Origin of the sequence: Lacihabitans soyangensis (genome assembly GCF_024343775.1) — a bacterium.
GTDB classification, from domain to species: domain Bacteria; phylum Bacteroidota; class Bacteroidia; order Cytophagales; family Spirosomataceae; genus Leadbetterella; species Leadbetterella soyangensis.
This window is the reverse complement of sequence record NZ_RJUF01000028.1, coordinates 15,179-36,363: the sequence shown is the minus strand read 5'-3', so window position 1 is coordinate 36,363 and position 21,185 is coordinate 15,179. Positions and strand designations below refer to the sequence as shown.

The following is a 21,185-nucleotide window of genomic DNA, read 5'->3' as shown; positions in this document are numbered from 1 at the left end:
AACAAACCAAGAAATATTATTTTCCAGCTTGTTCTGCAATGATATTTAATGCTGCACCAGCTTTGAACCAGCCGATTTGAGCATCGTTATAGGTATGATTTACAACGATTTCGTCTTTTGAACCGTCAATGTGGTTTGCCACGACTTTCAACGATTTTCCTGGAGCGAAGGTTGTCAAACCTACTATGTCTAGTGTGTCATCTTCTTTGATTTTGTCATAATCTGCAGGATTAGCAAATGTCAAAGCCAACATACCTTGTTTCTTCAGGTTAGTCTCATGAATACGTGCAAACGATTTCACAAGGATAGCTCTTACGCCCAAATGACGTGGCTCCATAGCTGCGTGCTCTCTTGATGAACCTTCACCATAGTTTTCGTCACCTACCACTATTGAACCAATGCCAGCAGCTTTATATGCTCTTTGTACTGCTGGTACTTCGCCATATTCGCCAGTCAATTGGTTTTTAACTTTGTTTGTAGCTTCGTTAGCAAAGTTTACAGCACCAATCAAAAGGTTATTTGAGATATTGTCCAAGTGTCCACGGAATTTCAACCAAGGGCCTGCCATAGAGATGTGGTCAGTTGTACATTTTCCTTTCGCTTTAATCAGAAGTTTCAGGCCTTTAAGGTCTGTTCCTTCCCATTTGGTAAATGGTGCCAATAACTGTAATCTGTCAGATTTTGGACTAACTTTAACTTTAACATTTTTACCGCTTCTCGCTGGTTTTTGATAACCTGCATCCAAAACATCAAAGCCCAATGGTGGCAATTCGATGCCCAATGGTGGATCCAATCTTACTTGTTCACCTTTTTCGTTGGTCAAAGTATCCTTGGCTGGGTTGAAAGTCAAATCTCCAGCTATAGCAAATGCGGTAACGATTTCTGGCGAGGCCACAAATGCGTGCGTATTTGGGTTACCGTCAGCTCTTTTTGCAAAGTTACGGTTGAAGGAAGTGATGATAGAGTTTCTTTCACCTTTTTCAGCACCATGACGTGCCCACTGACCGATACAAGGTCCGCAAGCGTTGGCCAATACCACACCACCGATTTTATCAAAAGTAGCCAATAAACCATCTCTTTCGGCAGTAAATCTTACCAATTCCGAACCTGGAGTTATGGTGTACTCTGCTTTCGCTTTGATATGTTTCTCGGCAGCTTGGTTCGCTATAGACGCCGCTCTGGTCATGTCCTCATAAGAAGAGTTGGTACATGAACCTATCAAACCTACATCCAATTTTGCTGGCCAGTTGTTTTTCTTAACAGCAGCAGCAAATTTAGAAAGCGGCCAAGCCAAATCTGGTGTGAAAGGACCATTGATTCTCGGCTCCAATTTCGACAAGTTAATTTCTATAACTTGGTCATAGTAAGCCTCAGGATTGTCGATACATTCTTGATCTGGTCTTAAATATTCTTTAATTCTTCCAGCAGCTATGGCTACATTTCTACGGCCTGTTGCTGTTAGATATTTTGCTATTTTTTTGTCAAAACCAAATACCGAGGTGGTAGCACCAATCTCAGCACCCATATTACAGATAGTTCCTTTACCAGTGGCTGAAAGCTTGTCTGCACCAGTACCGAAATATTCTACTATCGCACCTGTTCCACCTTTTACTGTTAATCTACCAGCCACTTCAAGAATTACGTCCTTCGCAGAAGCCCATCCTTTTAGTGATCCTGTTAATTTAACACCTATTAGTTTTGGCATTTTTAGTTCCCAAGGTAAGCCAGCCATTACGTCACAAGCATCAGCACCACCCACACCGATGGCTATCATACCTAATCCACCTGCATTTGGCGTGTGTGAGTCAGTACCGATCATCATACCACCCGGGAATGCATAGTTTTCTAAAACTACTTGGTGGATGATACCCGCACCTGGTTTCCAGAAACCTAATCCGTATTTATTTGAAACGGAAGAAAGGAAGTCATAAACTTCTTTATTTGATTCGTTGGCAATCTTTAAGTCTTCTGTTGCACCTACTTTCGCTTGAATCAAGTGGTCGCAGTGTACAGTAGAGGGAACCGCTACTTTCTCTCTTTGTGCTTGCATAAATTGCAAAAGTGCCATTTGAGCCGTTGCATCCTGCATAGCCACGCGGTCTGGGGCAAAGTCAACATAATCAGTACCTCTTTCAAAAGGCTTTCCTCCTAAGTTGTCCCACAAGTGTGAATACAAAATCTTTTCGGCAAGGGTCATTGGTCTTCCCAATAACTTTTTGGCGGCTTCTACTCTCTCAGGCATGCGAGCGTATGCAGCTTTTATCATGTCCAAATCAAATACTTTCATCAGTATATAAATTTTAAAATTGAATTTTAATTTGTCAAAAATACAAATTGATTTTTAATTCGAAATAGGATTTTTTTTATTTATTTCGAACAAAGCCACCTTTGAGAAGTTTAATCATTTGTAAAGTTTTGATAGTTAAAGGTTTGAGAAGTCTTGGCTCGCAAGAAAAAAAAGTTGGAAATAGGAAAAGTTCGGAGTTGATATGCTTTTTTTTCAAAAAGTGTTTTTTGAGAAAATAGATAAATAGGAATATTTCAAGATTCACGAGCTAAAACTTTCCCTAATTTTTTGTTAACCATTTATAGTATTTAAATGTCTTTTTTTGTTGAGAAGTTTTCGAATGAAGCGGTTGGAAAGACCGATTTTGGAAAAAAATTTTCTTTTACTGGCTTTATTGTACTTATTTTGCTGATTAAAATACGTATTTCATTACAAAGATCTATATATGTCTAAAAACCTCGTAATTGTTGAGTCCCCAGCTAAAGCCAAAACCATCGAAGGATATTTGGGTAGTGATTTTATTGTAAAATCGAGTTTTGGTCATATCCGGGATTTGCCCGAAAAGGAGCTTGGAGTTGATGTAGATAAGGAATTTCAACCGACCTATCAGATTTCAGGCGACAAGATTAAAGTTGTAAATGAACTCAAAAAACTAGCCGCTGGTAAAGAAGTTTGGCTAGCGACCGATGATGACCGCGAGGGAGAGGCCATTTCTTGGCACTTAAAAGAAGCCCTTGGTTTGGGCGATGACACAAAAAGGATTGTTTTTAGAGAAATCACCAAGAATGCGATAAACAAAGCCATAGAAATCCCAAGAACCATAGATATAGATTTGGTAAATGCTCAGCAGGCCAGACGTATATTGGATAGATTGGTGGGCTTTCAACTTTCACCAGTTCTTTGGAAAAAAATAAGAGCAGGAGATAGGAAAAACCTTTCGGCGGGTAGGGTTCAATCTGTTACTGTTAGAATTGTAGTCGAAAGAGAGCGTGAAATTGAGACTTTTGACTCTAAATCATCTTTCAAAGTAGTAGCTCATTTTTTAGTAGAGAAAAATAAGGTTCTTTCAGCAGAATTGAGCAAGAATTTTGAGAAAGAAGCAGACGCCGAGAAGTTTTTACAAGATTGTTTACCAGCGGTTTATGCTATTGCAGGCCTAGAGGTTAAACCAACTACGAAAAGCCCAGCAGCACCCTTCACCACTTCTACTCTGCAACAAGAAGCCTCTAGAAAATTGGGCTTCTCCGTACTTCAAACCATGACTTTGGCTCAGAAACTTTATGAATCTGGTAAGATTTCCTATATGAGAACAGACTCCACAAGTCTTTCGTCTGAAGCCATGGAAAACGCAAAAGGTCAGATAATCAGTGCTTATGGTGAGAAGTTTTCGAAGCCAAGAGTATTTAAAACAAAAGATAAATCGGCACAAGAAGCTCACGAGGCCATAAGGCCAACTGATTTTGCGGTTACTGATGCCGGTTCAGAGAGAAACGAGAAGCGTTTGTACGATTTGATATGGAAAAGAGCGATTGCTTCGCAAATGTCCGAGGCAATTATCGAAAGAACCATTGCAAAGATTTCGATTTCTACAAGACCTGAGGAGCTAACTGCTTCTGGTGAGGTTATTAAGTTTGAAGGGTTCTTGAAAGTATATCTGGAATCATCAGACGATGAGGATGAAGAAAACAAGGATATGTTGCCGCCACTTTCGGTTGGTCAGAGCTTAAATCTGATTCACATGAAAGCCACAGAGCGTTTTACAAGACCGCCAGCCAGATATACGGAAGCAAGTTTGGTGAAGAAACTGGAGGAATTGGGCATTGGTCGTCCTTCTACCTACGCACCTACTATTTCAACAGTTATTCGTAGAGAATATGTAGTCAAAGAAGATAGACCTGGTTTTCAGAGAGATTTCAAAGAGTTTTTGTTGAAAGATGGACAAATTAATAGTTCTGTTGGTTCCGAAAATTACGGTACAGAAAAAGCGAAATTGTTTCCAACTAACTTAGGTATAATCGTTAACGACTATCTGGTTGAGAATTTCGAGGATGTATTGAACTACAAATTCACGGCCAAGGTAGAGAACGAATTTGACGAGGTTGCCGAAGGAAAAGTGCCTTGGCAAAAAATGATTGCGAATTTTTACAATGATTTTCATAATAAAATCGAAGAAGCTACGGGTGAAAACGGTGCCAAGGCTGCAGGTTCTTACGAACTTGGTGTAGATCCAGAATCAGGCAAAAAAATATTTGCTAAGATTGGTAAATTTGGTCCTTATTTGCAAGTTGGCGAAGCCACGGATGAGGACAAACCAGCTTTCGTTTCTATCAAAAAAGGTACGATGATATCAAGTATGACCTTTGAAGAAGCCTTGGCTATCTTACAGGGTCCAAAGCTACCTTTGGAGTTAGGTCTGTATGAAGGCAATGCCATAGTGGTTAACGAAGGACGTTATGGCCCTTATGTGCTATATAATGGTAAATATATCAACCTTGAAAAAGGGGAGGACCCTTTGTCCATTACCAAAGAAAGAGCGATTGAGATTATTGAGGCAAGATTAAGTGGCTCGGACAACTCTCTTCCTCGTGATATGGCCGAGTATGAAGGACAAGCAGTGGTGATAAATAAGGGTCGATTTGGTCCCTACATTAAACACGGAGCAGTTTATTATAATATAGGCAAAACGGAGGACCCATTGACTATTGACGATAAACGAGTAGTTGAAATCATTAAAGAACAAAAGGAAGCAGCAGCCAAAAAAATCATCAGAGAGTATCCTGAAAACGATAAGGTGAAGGTATTGAATGGTAGATACGGCCCATATATTCAGGTTGGAAAAAGAAATGTAAAAATACCAAAGGGCACTGTTCCTGAGGAACTTACACTCGAAGATTGCTTAAAGTTGGCAGAAGCCTAAGAGACAATTAAAAAGTATAAAAGCACTGAAATTCGGTGCTTTTTTTATGATCTTTTCACTAAGAATCAAGAACAAATCTTTATTTTTACAAACAAAATAATCTGTTTTACTGTGTGTAAAACTCTAAGACTCTTTGTGTTAATTATTAAACACATAGAAGTATAGAGAACATAGTTTAGAACAATAATGTGGGAAAACAAGCGAAGCGAAAAACTCTGTGAAACTTTAAAACGTAAAGTGAATAAAAAAGAAATCTCAGTGAAACTCAGTGTAAAAATATATGCAAGGAAATTATGAGTAAGAAATTAGTAGTCCTAACAGGAGCGGGCATGAGTGCCGAAAGTGGGCTGAAAACCTTCAGAGACTCCAATGGTTTGTGGGAAAATTATAGAATAGAAGACGTGGCTACACCAGAAGGTTGGGCCAAGAATCCACAAATTGTTCTTGATTTTTACAATGAAAGAAGAAAACAAGCCGCTGAAGCTCAACCCAATAGAGGCCATCAAATTTTGGCTGAATTAGAGGAGTACTTTGATGTCCAAATAATTACCCAAAATGTGGATGGATTACACGAAAAAGCGGGCTCAACGAATGTTTTGCACTTACATGGTGAACTTTCAAAAGTTAGAAGTGTAAAAAATGAGGATTTAGTTTATGAAATAGGAGGAAAGTCCATAAAGTTGGGTGAAACTGCCGAAGACGGTGGTCAGCTTCGACCACATATAGTTTGGTTTGGCGAAATGGTTCCCATGATAGAGATGGCAGCAGATATTTGCTTAAATGCTGAAATTTTTATTGTGGTTGGAACTAGTCTTCAAGTTTATCCTGCTGCGGGTTTGGTTGGATATGTTGGTAATGATGTACAAAAATATGTTGTTGATCCATCCTTACCCAGCTATTCATTTAGCACCAAAAATGTTGAATTTATTCTAAAAACTGCAGTAGAGGGTTTGCAAGAGTTGAAATACCGACTTTTGAATATTTGATTTCTATAAGATCCACAACATTATTCACTCAAAATACCACGTTTGTAATCACTGCCAACTTTAATCAACTCTCTTATTTTTTTACTTCTTTTGATTTTGAGGTATTTTATTTCCTTATAATCAGCATTTTACAAATTAAAAAATTATTGAACGGTACGGTCTAAAATATCCGTTTTTCTAAACCCGTATTTTTACCCATATCAGGTTTATTACTTCTTCCCATTTTTGTGATGTTCATTCGCATTTAGCTTGAAAGTTTGACACTTTATTATTGTTAAATTCTTCTAGAAATACTATGATGTTGTTTTTAACGAGCAATATTCTTTGCCTCAAGTAACGTCAAAAGTATAACCGAATGTTTCAAAAGTTTTTTAAAAGTATTCTTCAATTTAAACTATTATTCTTATGAGTAAACATTCAATTACAATCACAAACATTCAGTGCCATGGTACTTCTGAGTCAGGTCATGACGAAGTCTACCTAATTTGTCAGAGTGATGCGGGGCTTCCAATTCGCATTCCAGCTGGTATCAATGTTAATCACCCTATGAGTTCAGGGGACACCTGGGCCGTAAATCAAACCCTAAATTACGATTATGAAGTATTGGTAACTCTATGGGATGAGGATTTGAGTTATGATCCGAACTTGGCAACTTATCTCCAAAGCATTGATTTCGCGGCGGGAACTTTAGGCCTAGGGTTAGGTACTATTCAATTGACCAACAGAAATGGGGCAAATTATTCGGTTTCTTACAACCTTCTTAGTTAAAAACAATATAAAAGCTCGTAGTCATGAACAATCAGATAAGTGTAGAATTATCGCCTTATGCCGAGGTGGTACAAGGATTTAAAAAAGGAACTGGTAAACCAAAAAAGGTTGAGATTTCGGAAAGTAAGAAAAAGATATTTGAGGAGGCAGTGAAGGCTTGGAAAGAATATTCAACAACTCCCGAAGGAAAAATGCTCGAAGCTGATATCAATAAATCAGATCTCAATGGAGTGCAACAAAAAATTAGTGGAATCTTAGATAGCGAAGCATTCCAACTTTTGAAAAAGCTTTTGGAGGAGGAAGGCTTGGATGCAGGAAGTTTTTCGATCGGTTTAAATATTGAGGCCGAATTAATAATTGGGATTACAGCTACGATAGGTTTTGCCATAGGTATTGGTGACAACAAGGGGCTGGCTTCTTCTGAATTTATCACGGTGGGGTTGGATGAAGGCATCGACGAAGGAGCCTTGGTTGGCGTACAGTTTGGTTTATGGGCCAATGCACCATCTGACTTAGGTGGATACGCTTGGGCAACCGAAGCTGATGGTGGAATTCTGGGTGAACTTGCTGGCAAAGTAGTTTACAAGGGCGAGGATGACGACGATATATTGGGAGTGACGATAGAAATTGCTTTTGGTGAAGAGGACGGAATTGACGAGCAGGAATGTTATACATTTATCATTGGTTCACAATCTGGCAATGATGATGGTTTTTTGAAGCCCGCTTATCAACCTCGCAAGAGTAATTTTCTGATTATTAAAAGTGTTACATGCAATAATACTCAATCCGATGGTATAGGTAACGCCAATGAGGTTTATTTCAATTTTCAGGCTGATGGTGAGGGTAAAAATTATTACTACCCAACATATGATTACATGTCCATGCAAGGCGGTGATGTATGGCATTGTGGGCGTTCAGTATGGTTTAATTCTAGCGTCCAGGTAAATCTTTTTGACTCCGATTCTGTTGGAAATGATTCTGATCCGATAGGGAATTTTACCATCCATCTCTCAGATTTAACCCTAAACTCTATCAAAACCTTTTCGAGTACTATTAACTACTCGAGTGGTTTGGATACCGTTGATTATACGATTCAGGTGGAGTTAGTGGCAATCAATGTTCCGACAAAATAAATTGATTCACATTTTAAAAATCAGAATATCAGAAGCCGTAAGTAGACGTAATAAAAAAAGAGCCCCGTTTTGGGGCTCTTTCCATATTTCTAAGCAATAAATTACTTAAGATGCTTGCAAAGTACCTCTCAATGCACGTGGGATAGTCACACTTGCTACTGGGTTAGCCTCTGAATCCAAGATGGTTAATTCTGGTAGATCAATTGCTTTAACTTTGATTGCTTTTCCTAGTCCTAGGTCTGTAACGTCTAAGTTTACAAAATTTGGAATAGCCTTAGCTGGTCCTTTTACACGGAGTTTTCTCAATGTTTGAACCAATTTACCCCCTTGCTTAGCACCGATTGCAGTCCCAGTCAATTTGATAGGAATGTAAGTAGTGATAATTTTATCAGGAGTGATTTCTAACAAGTCCACATGAACCAAAAGGTCATTTACTGGGTGGAATTGCTTGTCTTGAAGAATCGCCGTATACGATTTGCCATCAATCGTCAGTTTCACTTCATACGCTTCTGTAGTGAAAATCAATGGACGGAACAGGTAAGCAGGTGCATAAAATGATATTTGCTCTTCTCCGCCATACAGAATACCAGGAACCATGCCTTCAGCACGTAATTCTTGAGCAGCCTGACGACCGAGATTCGCTCTTTTAAACCCTACAATCTCAGTTACTTTCATAATTAAAATGTAATTTGATGTTGATAATTTATAAATAATGAACTAATAGATCCGTTGTCTCTTATTCTCCCAATAGCATGTGCGAAAAGCTCAGCTACCGAAATGACTTTGATTTTTGGGTTGTCTTGTTTCAATGGAATAGAATCCGAAACAATTACTTCCTCAAAAACCGAATTGTTGATATTTTCATGTGCCTTGTGCGACAAAACTGCATGGGTACATATTGCTCTCACCGATTTAGCTCCTTTTTCCATAATCAGCTCCGCAGCTTTACAAATCGTTCCACCCGTGTCAATCATGTCGTCCACCAAAACAACGTTGGCATCTTTCACGTCACCAATCAGTTGCATTCCAGCTATTTCGTTGGCTTTTTTCCTTTGTTTGTCACAAATCACAATATCAGCCTCAAAATAACTTGCAAATTTTCTAACTCTCGATACACCACCTACGTCAGGAGATGCAAAGATAAGGTTTTCAATGTTCTTGGTCTTCAAATAAGGTACAAAGACCGAAGTACCTTCTAGGTGATCTACCGGGATGTCGAAGAAGCCTTGAATCTGCCCTGCGTGTAAGTCCAATGTCATTATTCTGTCTGCACCAGCTGCTCTCAACATATTCGCAACCAATTTAGCTCCAATAGCTACTCTTGGTCTGTCTTTGCGGTCCTGACGTGCATAACCATAATAAGGAATAACCGCCACAACATAATGTGCTGATGCTCTTCTAGCTGCGTCGATCATGAGCAATAATTCCATCAGATTATCTGCGTTAGGAAATGTTGCCTGACATAAAAAAACGTCACAACCTCTTACAGACTCATCAAAATTTACAGAAATCTCACTGTCAGCAAAACGCTGAATTGAGATTTTTCCGAGTTCTTTTCCATAATAGTATGCTACTTTACTAGACAAGTATTTGGAATTGGTGCCTGAGAATATTTTTACTTCTGCCATTTTGATTTATTTCTCCGAAAAGTTCCGCAAAAGTACAAATAAATACTTCTCAATCATATTTTATTTCAAAAAAAAGCTATTATTTTGCGAATGAATCTATAATAAAAAAGAAATCTTATGCAGTTGTCATTAATAGACGAAGTGCCGGAGTTTACCAAATCTTATTTTGTTGACGTTTTTGCTGAGGCATTATATGATACCAAGACCGAAAAAATGAAGCTCAAAACCATCAACGGGCAACAAGTGCCGGAGGATTTAAAAGTGGCCATATCAAGCAAGTTTATTGCTAATTATCCTGAAGGTACAATTTATAAGGTTGATACCAAGTTGGTTAACATTAAAGGAAAGCGTCCATATTTCATAGCCAAGCGTGCGAAGTACGTGCAAAGAGCCATAGAGTTTTTTGATTATAATCTAAAGGTGCAGTATGGTTTTGATTACTGCAGAAGAAAGTAATTAAAAATCCACATTCATCAGCGTGAAGTACCGCTGTTCTGGTATTTCTGAGAAATATTGGCTGAGCTTAATGTTTCTTGGTAATCCACCAAATTCTAGTGCCTTCAGTTTGTCTCTTATGATTCTAAAGATGGACGAAAAAGGTGTAATTTCTCCAAAAATTAGTGTTTTTATTTGCCCCTGGGTCTCTATTTCATTCAAAAATACCCGAAGATTTTTTGATTTAAGTGTAATTTTCTCCGTTTTGATGTTTCCCGTTTTTGGCTCTTTATAGATAGCTTCCAGCCATTCATCATTTAGTATTAAAAGATTCTTGTTTTGAATTCTCTCATGGCCGTGGAAATACTTCAAGGAGTTTAGTAGGGAATTTGAATAGGCGATAAGTCTACTCGGGTAATAGTTTTGAAAAAAAGAAATGGTCCTTTTTGGAATTCCGAATAGCAAATAATCCTCATTTAACTTAAAATTCACAATTTCAAATTCAGAAGGAATCAACTCGGGATATTGGATTTTTAAATAATTATTTGCCAGTTTACTGTCATAGAAATCCTGAGGAATGGAGCAAAAACAAGGGAAGTCGATGGTTAAACTTATGCTGTTCCAAAAATTTGCCTTAAGGAATTCATGCTCAGCGAAGACCGTTTTGAGCTTTTTTTCAAGAACTTCTGGGCTGTTGTTCGAACCAAGATAATGATCCTCGAGCCAGATTACAGTCTTGCTGTTTTTTTCGCGTAACAAAAACTTGAATCTAGTTTGCTGGATTTCCATCAACAAATCATAGTCTTCAATTCTCTCTATTGAAAACCTGTCGTCGGTAACTTTGAAAATATTGGCAGCACTCATAAACAAATTTAGTTCTGAAAGCGATTAATTAAATCATTAATAGATTTTAAATTTGAAAAAACTACTGGTTTCTGATGAGTGGGCAGTTCGGAAAACTGCTCTATGGTCATCCATTTATGATCGGTAATGATCTCTAGTTCTGGATCTTGTCCTGTTTTAGCATCAAAATTCTTTGATTTTACCTTAAAATACAACTCAATGGCGTGCAAAGTGTCGACAATAACCTCATTGAAAAAACAGAATTGTTCAATAGAAACATTTAGATTGACTTCTTCTTTAAATTCTCTCACCAAGGTTTCCGAAATAGACTCTCCATCATCAACTCCGCCACCGGGGAAATTCCAGAAGATATTTTCCGTATTTAGTTTTTTATGGTTTACGAATAAATAGTTTCCATGATTTTCTAGAATACCACACACACGTATCCTAAGTTTGTTTCCATAAATGGCTTTTATTTCTGCTGAATGCCCCATTTGGTTATTTTTTATTCGAACGAAACGCAAGCTCATAAACGGAAATCCATTCCGATACTGAGACTTTACTCACTAACTCGCCGAGTAGTTCAAAGGGTATATCCTCGGGCTTTTTGAATCTTATACAACTTTTACCCATGTCTATTTTCTTCGAACTTAATTTTGCATAAGCATCCATAAACCAAGCATACAGCTCGGGCATGGCATAAATACCCATGTGATAAAAAGCAATAAAGTTCTTTTGCGAGGCGATATTCATGAACGGCAAGGGTAATTTTGGGTCGCAGTGATAACCTTTAGGATACAAATCGTGTGGTACTACGTAGCCAATCATGCCATAGTTCATCGTTTCTTCAAAACCTTTCGGGAGGTTGAGCTTTACGATTTCACGAAGTTTTCTTACCGAGGCCTGATGGTTTTCGGCAATATTTTCCATGTACTCTTCAACATTTTTCGCTTCGACTTTCATGATTTTTTATGTTTTACTTCGAAATCGGATTACAATTTTCGTTCCTTTTTATAGGCTTTACCGTATTTAGCCTTTTTCTCCGCCTCTATATCTCTTCTTTTGTTTACTTTTTTGTTCTTCTCGGCCTTTTCATGAAATGCTGGACCAACGTCTATCTTTTTCTTGGGAGCCAAAATTTTCATATCTATTTTTTCCATTTCAAAAGACATCAAACTGTCTGAAATCTCAAGATAAACTGGCGTTTCGCCAATCGTCACCTGATAATTCATCAGTGTTTCTATTTCTTCAAACAGCTCTTGTTCTTTTTCAGTGATAAAACTTATCGAAATTCCCTTTTCATTTCCTCGGCCAGTGCGGCCAATTCTATGAATGTAGTCCTCCGCCACTTCAGGAATATCCATATTAATTACATGACTGATTTTTGGAATGTCTAATCCTCTCGAACCCAAATCCGTGGCTATTAAGGTTCGGGTTTCGCCTTTTGTGAAACTTTCCAAAGCCCTGAATCTATAGTTTTGTGACTTATTAGAATGAATTATATCAATACTTTCCACCTCGCGTCTGGTTAATTCCTCAAAAATGGTGTCGGCTAAGGTTTTGTTGCCCACAAATACCAAATTCTTGGTCATTTGAGTATCATTGGCGAGGAGAACCTCCAGGAAATTAATTTTTGTATTGAAATTAGGAATAAAATATGCCCTTTGCTCAATATTTTGATGAGGAGTTCCTACGGCAACGTCCTCAATAATTTCGGGTGACTTGAAGGTTTCATCAAGCAATTCCTCCACTTCCTCCGAAATAGTGGCAGAGAAAAGCAAATTTTGACGTTTTTCTGGTATTTTGTCAAAAATGGTTTGGAGCTGAGGTCTAAAACCCAGGTCAAGCATCATATCAAATTCATCAATGACCAGTTTTTTGATGTTTTTAACTTTTAAAGCACCACTGGCGGCTAGGTCAATAAATCTACCAGGCGTGGCAACCAATAAATCGCAACCCTGAGCTAATTCAAGCACCTGGGTCTTGATGTTCACCCCGCCGTATACACCTACTGCATCAAAACTTATGTAAGTGGCTAGTTTTTTTGCGGTTTCCAAAACCTGCACCACCAACTCTCTGGTAGGTACTAATACTACAATTTGAGGTAGTTTGTCCTTTGAGAAGGTCCACATCCGCATTAAAGGTAGCAGATAGGCAAGGGTCTTTCCTGTACCGGTTTGAGCAATTCCACCCATGTCTTTGCCCGACATTACGATAGAAAAAACTTTGCTTTGTATGGATGTTGGAGAATCTAGACCTAGGTCTTCCAAGGCATTAAGTAAAGACTTGTTTAGATTCAAATCACTGAATTTCATTTCTTATTTTGATATTTAAATACAAAAGTAATTTTTAGATTTAAATTTCTTGCCTAAATTTAGACTTCAAGAAATTAAACCTTAATAAATCTAATGAAAAAATTGCTATTTCTGTTAATTCCCATCTTTAGTTTTGCTCAAAAGTCCAAACCAGTAAGTCTTTTTAATGGGAAGGATTTGTCGGGTTGGGAAATATTTGGAACCGAAAAATGGTACGTTGAAAATAAAAATCTTATCTGCGAAAGTGGTCCCGACAAAGGTTATGGCTACCTTGCCACTACTGAAAAATTCAAAGATTTTGAGCTTACATTGATGTTTAAACCTTTGGCCAATGGTAACAGTGGAGTGTTTTTTCACTCTGATATTGTGGGGACCAAAGTGTCAGGCTGGCAGGCAGAAGTAGCTCCTCCGGGAAATTTTTCGGGTGGAATTTACGAATCATACAAAAGAGGATGGTTGATTAAACCACCGAAGGAGATTGACAATGTCAAAATGAACGAATGGAATACCATGAAAATCAAGGTGGTAGGTACTGAGGTAACTACTTGGGTTAATGGCAAACAAATGATTTATCTGAATGATTCAGCCATCGGTGAAGTTGACGGTAAGATAGCACTTCAAATACATGACGGGGGTGGTATTAGGGTAGAGTGGAAGAAAATAAAAATTGCAAAACTTTGAGTATTGGATTTGTAAGTATTTCTTTATGAGTGACTTGTGTTTAATGCTAATTTTTTTAGCAGAAAATATCTAAAAATATTATATAACTTTGTACTAAACTTTAAACGAATAGAAATGGCAGCTGAAAGCTCAGATAAACTTAAAATATTACAATCTACATTAGATAAATTAGACAAAGCTTACGGAAAAGGTACCGTAATGAGGCTCAGCGACACCAAGGTAATGGATGTCCCTGTCATTTCAACAGGCTCATTGGGCTTGGACTTGGCTTTAGGTGTTGGTGGTTTTCCAAAAGGAAGAGTCATTGAGATATACGGCCCAGAATCATCAGGTAAAACCACTCTTGCCATGCATGCCATAGCAGAAGCACAGAAAAAAGGTGGAATAGCAGCATTTGTTGACGCAGAACACGCATTTGATAGATTATATGCTGAAAAATTAGGAATTGATACCAAAAATCTTCTTATATCTCAGCCAGATTATGGCGAGCAAGCTTTAGAAATTGCTGAGCATTTGATTTCTTCTGGAGCAATAGATATATGTGTGATTGACTCCGTGGCCGCATTGGTACCTAAAGCCGAGTTAGAAGGTGAAATGGGAGATAGTAAGATGGGCTTGCAAGCACGTTTGATGTCTCAGGCATTAAGAAAACTGACAGGTACAATCAACAAAACTGGTTGTTGCTGCATATTCATCAACCAGTTGAGAGACAAGATTGGTGTAATGTTCGGAAGCCCTGAGACCACTACTGGTGGAAATGCCCTTAAATTTTATGCTTCAGTAAGGATAGATATTAGAAGAATCGGTCAAATAAAAGATAATGATGCGAATATAATTGGTAACCGAACAAAAGTGAAGGTGGTTAAAAATAAAGTAGCACCACCTTTTAAAGTTATTGAATTTGATATTATGTACGGTGAGGGTATTTCTAAGTCAGGCGAAGTTCTTGACTTGGCTGTAGACTTGGATATTGTTAAAAAATCGGGTTCGTGGTTTTCTTATGCTGAGAACCGGCTTGGTCAGGGAAGGGATTCTGTTAAGGCATTGATAAAAGATAACCCTGAATTGATGGCTGATATTGAGGAGAAAATTAAAGCAACTGTTGCAGGTAATGCTGATGCTTTAATGGATAAAAATGTTAGTGAAGCAGATTTGGATGCTTAAATGAATTATTTGGATATTTAAAATGCCTCTTTTGAGGCATTTTTTGTTTCAGACTCTTTCAAATTAGTGAATTTGCAAAAGGAGTAAATATTTAATTTTAACTTTGTGCGTTTTTAACAAAATCCAATTCATTTGATGTTGCGTATTAAGTACTTAGTTCTTGCTTTAATATTTTGTTCTTTCACCTTAGCAGGTGATTATAGAACAATTCCTAACGATAGTTTTAAGGCGGGCGAATCATATGATTATAAAGTTAAGTATGGTTTCTTGACCATTGGCGAGGCCGAAGTTGATGTGGATGAAAAAATATACATGGTTAATAATCGTCCGTGTTATAAGGTAAATGTGTTAGGCAAAACGGCGGGAATGACCGATGTGTTTAAAGTTAGAAATACCTACAGAAGTTATGTGGATACACTGGCTTTTTTGCCGCATAGGTTTATCTACAGTGCCAGAGAAAATAGCTATAAAAGAGATCAGGTGATGAATTTTGATCACCAGAAAAATGAAGTTGTAAAAATAGAGAAAGAGCAATCCAAGAAATTCGAGGTGCCCAATAACATTCAAGATGTTATTTCGGGCTATTATTTCTTGCGAACGATTGATTTTTCAAAATTCACAGTAGGACAAATCGTTTCAGCACCGTTATTTTTTGATGAAGATCTGTACCAAATGAAGATTAAATTTGCAGGTCATGGTATAGTTCATACCAAATTTGGTAAAATGCGTGTTCTGAAGCTGAATCCTATTCTGCCTAAAAACGATTTATTCAAAGGTGAAAACGCAATCCGAATCTGGATTTCGGATGATAAAAATCGTGTTCCTCTTAAAATTGAGGTTGATTTTTCTTTTGGCACAATTGACATGGAAATCAAAAACTACAAAGGAGTAAAATATCCTTTTGTCTGGAAGGTTTCTTAAGTCAAAACTCCCAATTATTCTTCTTGGCTTTTCTTTATTTAAGTTTCAAATTATGGTAATTTCTTTCCATTTTTTGGACTTTGATTTTATTCAATTATTTCAAAACCTTACATGGCTAATGCAAAATATGGCACTTAATGAATATTTTCATTTAAAATGTCTATATTTTTAAAATATTATGTAAGATTTTTGTGGATTTAATGAAATAGGTATTGCATTTGCAATACCTTTGTAAAACATTTCATTTATTAATTTTATAAAAATATGAAAATCGCTGTTGTTGGTACCGGATATGTGGGCTTGGTTACAGGGACCTGCTTTGCTGAAACTGGTAATTATGTAAGTTGTATAGATATTGACGCAAAGAAAATTGAAAGTCTTAGAAAAGGTAAAATCACTATTTACGAACCAGGTCTGGAGGTTTTGTTTGAAAGAAACAGAAAAGAAGGGAGATTGACCTTTACCACAGATTTGGTTGAAGGGATAAAAGACGCTGAGGTAATATTTTTGGCTTTACCTACACCTCCAGGTGAGGACGGCTCAGCGGATTTGAAGTATATAATTGGAGTTGCAGAAAACTTGGGTAAGGTTTTAGATCATTATGCCGTTATTGTTGATAAAAGCACTGTTCCAGTTGGGACTGCTGAGAAGGTTTCTGCCAAAATAGCGGAAAATGCGAAAGTGGATTATGATGTAGTTTCGAATCCTGAGTTTTTAAGAGAAGGTGTGGCCGTAGATGATTTCATGAAGCCTGACAGAGTAGTTATTGGTACAAAATCAGACAGAGCTAAGGCCATAATGGAACGTCTTTATGCTCCTTTAGTTCGCCAAGGAAATCCTGTGATTTTTATGGATGAGCGTTCGGCTGAAATGACCAAATACGCTGCGAACTCGTTTTTGGCTATGAAAATTACATTTATGAACGAAATAGCCAACCTTTGCGAATTGGCTGGTGCTGACGTTGATAACGTAAGAAAAGGAATTGGTACAGATAGCAGAATAGGTAAAAGATTCTTATTCCCTGGTATAGGTTACGGCGGCTCATGTTTTCCAAAAGATGTACAAGCATTGGGTAAAACTGCCAAAGAATATGGTTATGATTTTAAGATTTTGAAATCGGTAATGTTCGTCAATGACCGTCAAAAAACCAAATTGATTCCACAATTAAAGGCACATTTTGGCGGTGATTTGAAAGGTAAAACCATCGCTATTTGGGGTTTGGCGTTTAAACCTCATACCGATGACATCCGCGAAGCACCGGCATTGTATAACATCAAGGCCTTGAAAAGAGCAGGAGCGAAGGTAGTGGTGTTTGACCCTGAAGCGGTGGCTAATGTTAGGAAAGAGATAGGCAAAAAAGTTAAATATGCGGCAAGTCAATACGAAGCAGTGCAAGGAGCTGATGCTTTGATGATTATGACAGAGTGGCCTGAGTTTAGAACTCCTGATTTTGATAAATTGAGTTCAGCTCTTAAAAACAAAGTTATTTTTGACGGAAGAAACTTATACGAATTGAAAGATATGGCTAAGTTAGGATATGACTATTATTCAATCGGGCGTGATACCATAAAAGCATCTTAAAAATATGAAAAGAATATTAATAACTGGAGGAGCGGGTTTTTTGGGTTCGCACCTTTGTGACAGATTTATCAAAGAAGGTTTTCATGTGATAGCCATGGACAATCTCATCACTGGTGATTTAAGAAATATTGAGCACTTGTTCAAGTTGCCCAATTTCGAGTTTTATCACCACGATGTAAGTAAGTTTATTCATGTTCCGGGCGAGTTGGATTACATATTACATTTTGCTTCTCCAGCTAGTCCAATTGATTACCTCAAAATACCGATCCAAACATTGAAAGTGGGTTCATTGGGTATTCACAATTGTTTGGGATTGGCCAGAGTTAAAGGAGCTAGAGTACTAATAGCTTCTACATCAGAAGTTTATGGAGATCCGTTAGTGCATCCGCAAACGGAAGAATATTGGGGTCATGTAAATCCAGTAGGTCCAAGAGGAGTGTACGACGAAGCCAAAAGATTCCAAGAAGCTATGACGATGGCTTATCACACTTATCATGGTGTAGAGACAAGAATCGTGCGGATATTTAATACCTACGGGCCAAGAATGCGATTGAATGACGGACGTGTTTTGCCAGCATTTATTGGGCAAGCTCTTCGTGGTGAGGATATTACAATTTTTGGTGACGGTTCACAAACACGATCATTTTGTTATGTGGACGATTTGGTTGAAGGTATTTACAGATTACTCATGTCTGATTATGCACAGCCGGTGAATATTGGCAATCCATCAGAAATAACCATCAAGGATTTTGCAGAAGAAATAATTATGCTTACTGGTACTACTCAGAAAGTGGTGTATTTAGATTTGCCAAAGGATGACCCAAAGCAAAGGCAGCCAGATATTACCAAAGCAAAGGATATTTTGGGCTGGGAACCAAAAGTGGATAGGGCAGAAGGTTTAAGAATCACCTACGATTATTTTAGAAATCTTCCGAAAGAAAGACTTTTTGATGAGGCCATTCATAGAGAATTCTGAAAATAAGCATTTAAGCTATTTATATATCCCACAAGGTTGAGCGACTTTGTGGGATTTTTTTATATTTTTGATTAAGTTTATCAACCTCAAAAATGAAATTTCTAATAATCGCTCTCTTCTGTATGGGTATCAAAACGGTTTTCTCTCAAAATTTGCTTCAAGGCCAAGTTTTTCATTTGTATGAATTACCCAAAAGTGAAGACGATAGTAGGGTTTTTAGACAAATCATTAAGAATGAACAAACTGATTTTATGGAGAAAATCAGTATTCACCATTCTACACTCAAACCGGGCCATAAACGCAGACCTGCTCATACACAAGAAGTTGATGAAGAACTTATAATTATCCAAGAAGGTGTTTTAACAGTGACCATAAATGATGAAACAAAAGAACTTGGACCTGGCAGTGTATTGTTGATTATGCCCAAAGATATGCAACAAATGAACAATCTTAGTAAAAATGACGTCAGCTATTTTGTTCTGATTTATAAATCTAAGATTCAAAAGAATAAACAAGAACTAGCCAAATCTCAAATGGTAGATTGGAATTCGGTTATTTTCAAACCCCACGATAAAGGAGGGCGGAGAGATTTTTTTGACAGACCTACTGTTATGTTCGACCGTGTAGAGATGCATGTGACTACGCTAAAAGAAGGTTTAAATAGCCATGCACCTCATAAGCATATCGCCGAAGAAATGATACTAATAGTCAATGGTAATGCCAGAATGCAGATTGGTGAGAGTTTTTATGAAGGTTCAAAGGGAGATCTTTTCTTTTTACCATCGAATCACTTACATAATTTAACCAACATCGGTAAAGGTCCTACTACTTATTTTGCTTTTCAATTTAACTAAAAATTAAATACTTCATCTAATGAAACTCCTCGTCCTTTTGTTTTTTGTGAGTTGGAATCTTTATGCCACAGATTTCAACGAAATCGTATCCTCCTATCAGGCTGACAAGGGTGCCTTGCAAAGAAAATATCCGAATGCCCTTTCAGAGGTTCACTTTGAAAGATTTGCTAAATTTTATGCAGAAGCAAGGCAAGGTCTGAATAAAATCAATTTTGAGACATTAACCAAAGATCAAAAAGTTGATTTTGTTCTACTTAGAAATCAAATAGATAAAAGTATTTACTTTCATGGCTTAGAGTTTAAGGCCTTTAATGAAGTTAAAAGTGTGGTTGAAAAGGCCCAGGCAATATATAGTTTCAATGAAAGTCGGAAGACTGGTGTTAATCCAAAATCAGATAAATTGGCTGCGGATTTTAACTCGGTAGAAAAAGAAATAAGGGCAGAAATCACCGCTTTAAAAACAATGAAACCATTTGACAGTTGGCAAAAAGCCGAGTTGGCTGCAGATATAGTAAAGGAACTTATAAAAGCAACGGAAGAATCTTATAAGTTTTATAACGAGTATAACCCGGAGTTTTACTGGTGGATGCAAACCCCACACAAAAAGTTAATGAAGACTTTTGAAGAATATGAAGGTTTGCTTCGCAAACATTTTGCAAACACCTTGGTGAAAGATGATGGGAGTGGAATAATTGGAAAACCGCTAGGTAGGGAAGCACTTTTAAAAGATTTATCCTTCGAATTTATTGCCTACTCGCCAGAACAACTCATTGCTGAGGCAAACAAACAGTTTGCCTGGTGCGAAAAAGAAATGCTCAAGGCCTCAAATGAACTAGGCTTTGGAAATGACTGGAAAAAGGCATTGGAGCATGTAAAACAAACCTACGTGCCGCCAGGCCAATGGCAGGAAGATGTAAATAAGTTGGCTTGGGAGGCCATAAAATATGTAGAAGATAGAGATTTGGTAACAGTTCCGGCTTTAGCGAAAGAAACTTGGAGAACAGTGATGCTCTCCGCAGAACAACAAAAAGTCAGTCCGTTTTTCTTGGGTGGAGAACAAATAATGGTGGCATATCCGACAGCCGCTATGGACCACGACGACAAAATGATGAGTATGAGGGGTAATAATCCATATTTTTCGAGAGCAACCGTTCAACACGAATTAATACCTGGGCATCATTTACAACAGTTTATGAATCAACGCTATAAGCCCTACCGTAGAGCGTTTGGTACTCCATTTTGGACGGAAGGTTGGGCTTTGTATTGGGAATTTAACCTTTGGGATAAAGGATTTCCAAGAACACCAGAGGAGAAAATAGGAATGTTATTTTGGAGAATGCACCGTTGTGCAAGGATCATTTTCTCGTTGAATTATCATCTTGAAAAAATGACACCGCAGCAGTGTATTGACCTACTTGTTGACAAAGTAGGGCATGAAAGAGCCAATGCCGAAGCCGAAGTAAGGCGTTCGTTTACAGGTAGATATGGCCCTCTTTATCAGATTGCTTATATGATTGGCGGTTTGCAGTTTTATAGCCTCAAGAAAGAATTAGTTGAGTCTGGGAAGATGCCAGAGAAACAATTCCATGATACTATTTTACAAAATAACACCATGCCTGTTGAGTTGGTAAAGGCTATACTTAAAGGTGAAGATTTAAAAAAAGATAAAATAGCTGATTGGAAGTTTTTGGATTGA

Annotated in this window: 19 protein-coding genes; 12 read left to right on the top strand and 7 right to left on the bottom strand. The window is 37.7% G+C overall.

Annotation, left to right across the window (positions count from 1 at the left end):
- Nucleotides 1-16: 16 nt before the first annotated feature.
- Complete coding sequence (locus EGI31_RS10680) at nt 17-2,287, bottom strand: aconitate hydratase (RefSeq protein ID WP_255037223.1); 2,271 nt, start codon at nt 2,285-2,287, stop codon at nt 17-19.
- Nucleotides 2,288-2,732: 445 nt separating this feature from the next.
- Here EGI31_RS10680 and topA point away from each other — a divergent pair, with 445 nt between their 5' ends.
- From topA to EGI31_RS10660, 4 genes are all read left to right on the top strand, one after another.
- Entirely contained in the window at nt 2,733-5,204 is a 2,472-nt protein-coding gene (topA, locus tag EGI31_RS10675) for a type I DNA topoisomerase (protein ID WP_255037222.1), read from the top strand.
- Between the two features lie 293 nt (nt 5,205-5,497).
- Entirely contained in the window at nt 5,498-6,190 is a 693-nt protein-coding gene (locus tag EGI31_RS10670; protein WP_255037221.1) for an SIR2 family NAD-dependent protein deacylase, read from the top strand.
- A 405-nt stretch (nt 6,191-6,595) separates the two neighbouring features.
- Nucleotides 6,596-6,958, top strand: a complete 363-nt coding sequence (locus tag EGI31_RS10665; protein WP_255037220.1) for a hypothetical protein — start codon at nt 6,596-6,598, stop codon at nt 6,956-6,958.
- A gap of 23 nt (nt 6,959-6,981) precedes the next feature.
- The gene (locus tag EGI31_RS10660; protein ID WP_255037219.1) at nt 6,982-8,091 is read left to right on the top strand and encodes a hypothetical protein; all 1,110 of its coding nucleotides are present in this window, start codon (nt 6,982-6,984) and stop codon (nt 8,089-8,091) included.
- Between the two features lie 105 nt (nt 8,092-8,196).
- Here EGI31_RS10660 and EGI31_RS10655 read toward each other — a convergent pair whose 3' ends face one another.
- Both EGI31_RS10655 and EGI31_RS10650 read right to left on the bottom strand, forming a co-directional pair.
- The gene (locus EGI31_RS10655; protein ID WP_255037218.1) at nt 8,197-8,766 is read right to left on the bottom strand and encodes a 50S ribosomal protein L25; all 570 of its coding nucleotides are present in this window, start codon (nt 8,764-8,766) and stop codon (nt 8,197-8,199) included.
- 2 nt (nt 8,767-8,768) lie between these two features.
- Nucleotides 8,769-9,719, bottom strand: coding sequence for a ribose-phosphate pyrophosphokinase (locus EGI31_RS10650; protein WP_255037217.1), 951 nt, complete (start codon nt 9,717-9,719; stop codon nt 8,769-8,771).
- Between the two features lie 117 nt (nt 9,720-9,836).
- Here EGI31_RS10650 and EGI31_RS10645 point away from each other — a divergent pair, with 117 nt between their 5' ends.
- The gene (locus EGI31_RS10645; protein WP_255037216.1) at nt 9,837-10,175 is read left to right on the top strand and encodes a hypothetical protein; all 339 of its coding nucleotides are present in this window, start codon (nt 9,837-9,839) and stop codon (nt 10,173-10,175) included.
- On the opposite strand, the gene EGI31_RS10640 is transcribed toward EGI31_RS10645, so the two are convergent.
- Genes EGI31_RS10640 through EGI31_RS10625 form a run of 4 tightly spaced genes read right to left on the bottom strand, consistent with a single transcriptional unit; the run spans nt 10,176 to nt 13,312 of the window.
- Nucleotides 10,176-11,018, bottom strand: a complete 843-nt coding sequence (locus EGI31_RS10640) for a DUF3822 family protein (RefSeq protein ID WP_255037215.1) — start codon at nt 11,016-11,018, stop codon at nt 10,176-10,178.
- An 8-nt stretch (nt 11,019-11,026) separates the two neighbouring features.
- The gene (locus EGI31_RS10635) at nt 11,027-11,491 is read right to left on the bottom strand and encodes an NUDIX domain-containing protein (RefSeq protein ID WP_255037214.1); all 465 of its coding nucleotides are present in this window, start codon (nt 11,489-11,491) and stop codon (nt 11,027-11,029) included.
- Between the two features lie 4 nt (nt 11,492-11,495).
- Nucleotides 11,496-11,960: a DUF1801 domain-containing protein gene (locus EGI31_RS10630; protein WP_255037213.1), complete on the bottom strand. Its 465-nt coding sequence runs from the start codon at nt 11,958-11,960 to the stop codon at nt 11,496-11,498.
- 29 nt (nt 11,961-11,989) lie between these two features.
- Entirely contained in the window at nt 11,990-13,312 is a 1,323-nt protein-coding gene (locus EGI31_RS10625; protein ID WP_255037212.1) for a DEAD/DEAH box helicase, read from the bottom strand.
- 93 nt (nt 13,313-13,405) lie between these two features.
- On the opposite strand from EGI31_RS10625, the gene EGI31_RS10620 reads away from it, so the two are divergent.
- The 7 genes from EGI31_RS10620 (at nt 13,406) to EGI31_RS10590 (ending at nt 21,185) form a co-directional block, all read left to right on the top strand.
- Nucleotides 13,406-13,993 carry a 3-keto-disaccharide hydrolase gene (locus tag EGI31_RS10620; RefSeq protein WP_255037211.1) on the top strand — a complete coding sequence of 196 codons (588 nt, stop codon included), beginning with the start codon at nt 13,406-13,408 and terminating at the stop codon, nt 13,991-13,993.
- Between the two features lie 114 nt (nt 13,994-14,107).
- Nucleotides 14,108-15,157 (top strand): recombinase RecA, encoded by a 1,050-nt coding sequence (recA, locus tag EGI31_RS10615; protein ID WP_255037210.1) that lies wholly within the window; start codon nt 14,108-14,110, stop codon nt 15,155-15,157.
- Between the two features lie 135 nt (nt 15,158-15,292).
- The gene (locus EGI31_RS10610) at nt 15,293-16,078 is read left to right on the top strand and encodes a DUF3108 domain-containing protein (RefSeq protein ID WP_255037209.1); all 786 of its coding nucleotides are present in this window, start codon (nt 15,293-15,295) and stop codon (nt 16,076-16,078) included.
- Between the two features lie 264 nt (nt 16,079-16,342).
- The gene (locus EGI31_RS10605) at nt 16,343-17,659 is read left to right on the top strand and encodes a UDP-glucose dehydrogenase family protein (RefSeq protein WP_255037208.1); all 1,317 of its coding nucleotides are present in this window, start codon (nt 16,343-16,345) and stop codon (nt 17,657-17,659) included.
- 4 nt (nt 17,660-17,663) lie between these two features.
- A complete protein-coding gene (locus EGI31_RS10600; RefSeq protein ID WP_255037207.1) occupies nt 17,664-18,635 on the top strand; it encodes a UDP-glucuronic acid decarboxylase family protein in 972 nt (323 codons plus the stop codon).
- Between the two features lie 92 nt (nt 18,636-18,727).
- A complete protein-coding gene (locus EGI31_RS10595) occupies nt 18,728-19,489 on the top strand; it encodes a cupin domain-containing protein (RefSeq protein WP_255037206.1) in 762 nt (253 codons plus the stop codon).
- 19 nt (nt 19,490-19,508) lie between these two features.
- Nucleotides 19,509-21,185, top strand: coding sequence for a DUF885 family protein (locus EGI31_RS10590; protein ID WP_255037205.1), 1,677 nt, complete (start codon nt 19,509-19,511; stop codon nt 21,183-21,185).

Coding starts and splice junctions, on each gene's coding strand:
- EGI31_RS10605 (WP_255037208.1), top strand. CDS start 16,343: ATGAAAATCGCTGTTGTTGGTACCGGATATGTGGGCTTGGTTACAGGG.
- EGI31_RS10645 (WP_255037216.1), top strand. CDS start 9,837: ATGCAGTTGTCATTAATAGACGAAGTGCCGGAGTTTACCAAATCTTAT.
- EGI31_RS10595 (WP_255037206.1), top strand. CDS start 18,728: ATGAAATTTCTAATAATCGCTCTCTTCTGTATGGGTATCAAAACGGTT.
- EGI31_RS10650 (WP_255037217.1), bottom strand. CDS start 9,719: ATGGCAGAAGTAAAAATATTCTCAGGCACCAATTCCAAATACTTGTCT.
- EGI31_RS10670 (WP_255037221.1), top strand. CDS start 5,498: ATGAGTAAGAAATTAGTAGTCCTAACAGGAGCGGGCATGAGTGCCGAA.
- EGI31_RS10660 (WP_255037219.1), top strand. CDS start 6,982: ATGAACAATCAGATAAGTGTAGAATTATCGCCTTATGCCGAGGTGGTA.
- recA (WP_255037210.1), top strand. CDS start 14,108: ATGGCAGCTGAAAGCTCAGATAAACTTAAAATATTACAATCTACATTA.
- topA (WP_255037222.1), top strand. CDS start 2,733: ATGTCTAAAAACCTCGTAATTGTTGAGTCCCCAGCTAAAGCCAAAACC.
- EGI31_RS10665 (WP_255037220.1), top strand. CDS start 6,596: ATGAGTAAACATTCAATTACAATCACAAACATTCAGTGCCATGGTACT.
- EGI31_RS10635 (WP_255037214.1), bottom strand. CDS start 11,491: ATGGGGCATTCAGCAGAAATAAAAGCCATTTATGGAAACAAACTTAGG.
- EGI31_RS10640 (WP_255037215.1), bottom strand. CDS start 11,018: ATGAGTGCTGCCAATATTTTCAAAGTTACCGACGACAGGTTTTCAATA.
- EGI31_RS10610 (WP_255037209.1), top strand. CDS start 15,293: ATGTTGCGTATTAAGTACTTAGTTCTTGCTTTAATATTTTGTTCTTTC.
- EGI31_RS10600 (WP_255037207.1), top strand. CDS start 17,664: ATGAAAAGAATATTAATAACTGGAGGAGCGGGTTTTTTGGGTTCGCAC.
- EGI31_RS10590 (WP_255037205.1), top strand. CDS start 19,509: ATGAAACTCCTCGTCCTTTTGTTTTTTGTGAGTTGGAATCTTTATGCC.
- EGI31_RS10630 (WP_255037213.1), bottom strand. CDS start 11,960: ATGAAAGTCGAAGCGAAAAATGTTGAAGAGTACATGGAAAATATTGCC.
- EGI31_RS10655 (WP_255037218.1), bottom strand. CDS start 8,766: ATGAAAGTAACTGAGATTGTAGGGTTTAAAAGAGCGAATCTCGGTCGT.
- EGI31_RS10680 (WP_255037223.1), bottom strand. CDS start 2,287: ATGAAAGTATTTGATTTGGACATGATAAAAGCTGCATACGCTCGCATG.
- EGI31_RS10620 (WP_255037211.1), top strand. CDS start 13,406: ATGAAAAAATTGCTATTTCTGTTAATTCCCATCTTTAGTTTTGCTCAA.
- EGI31_RS10625 (WP_255037212.1), bottom strand. CDS start 13,312: ATGAAATTCAGTGATTTGAATCTAAACAAGTCTTTACTTAATGCCTTG.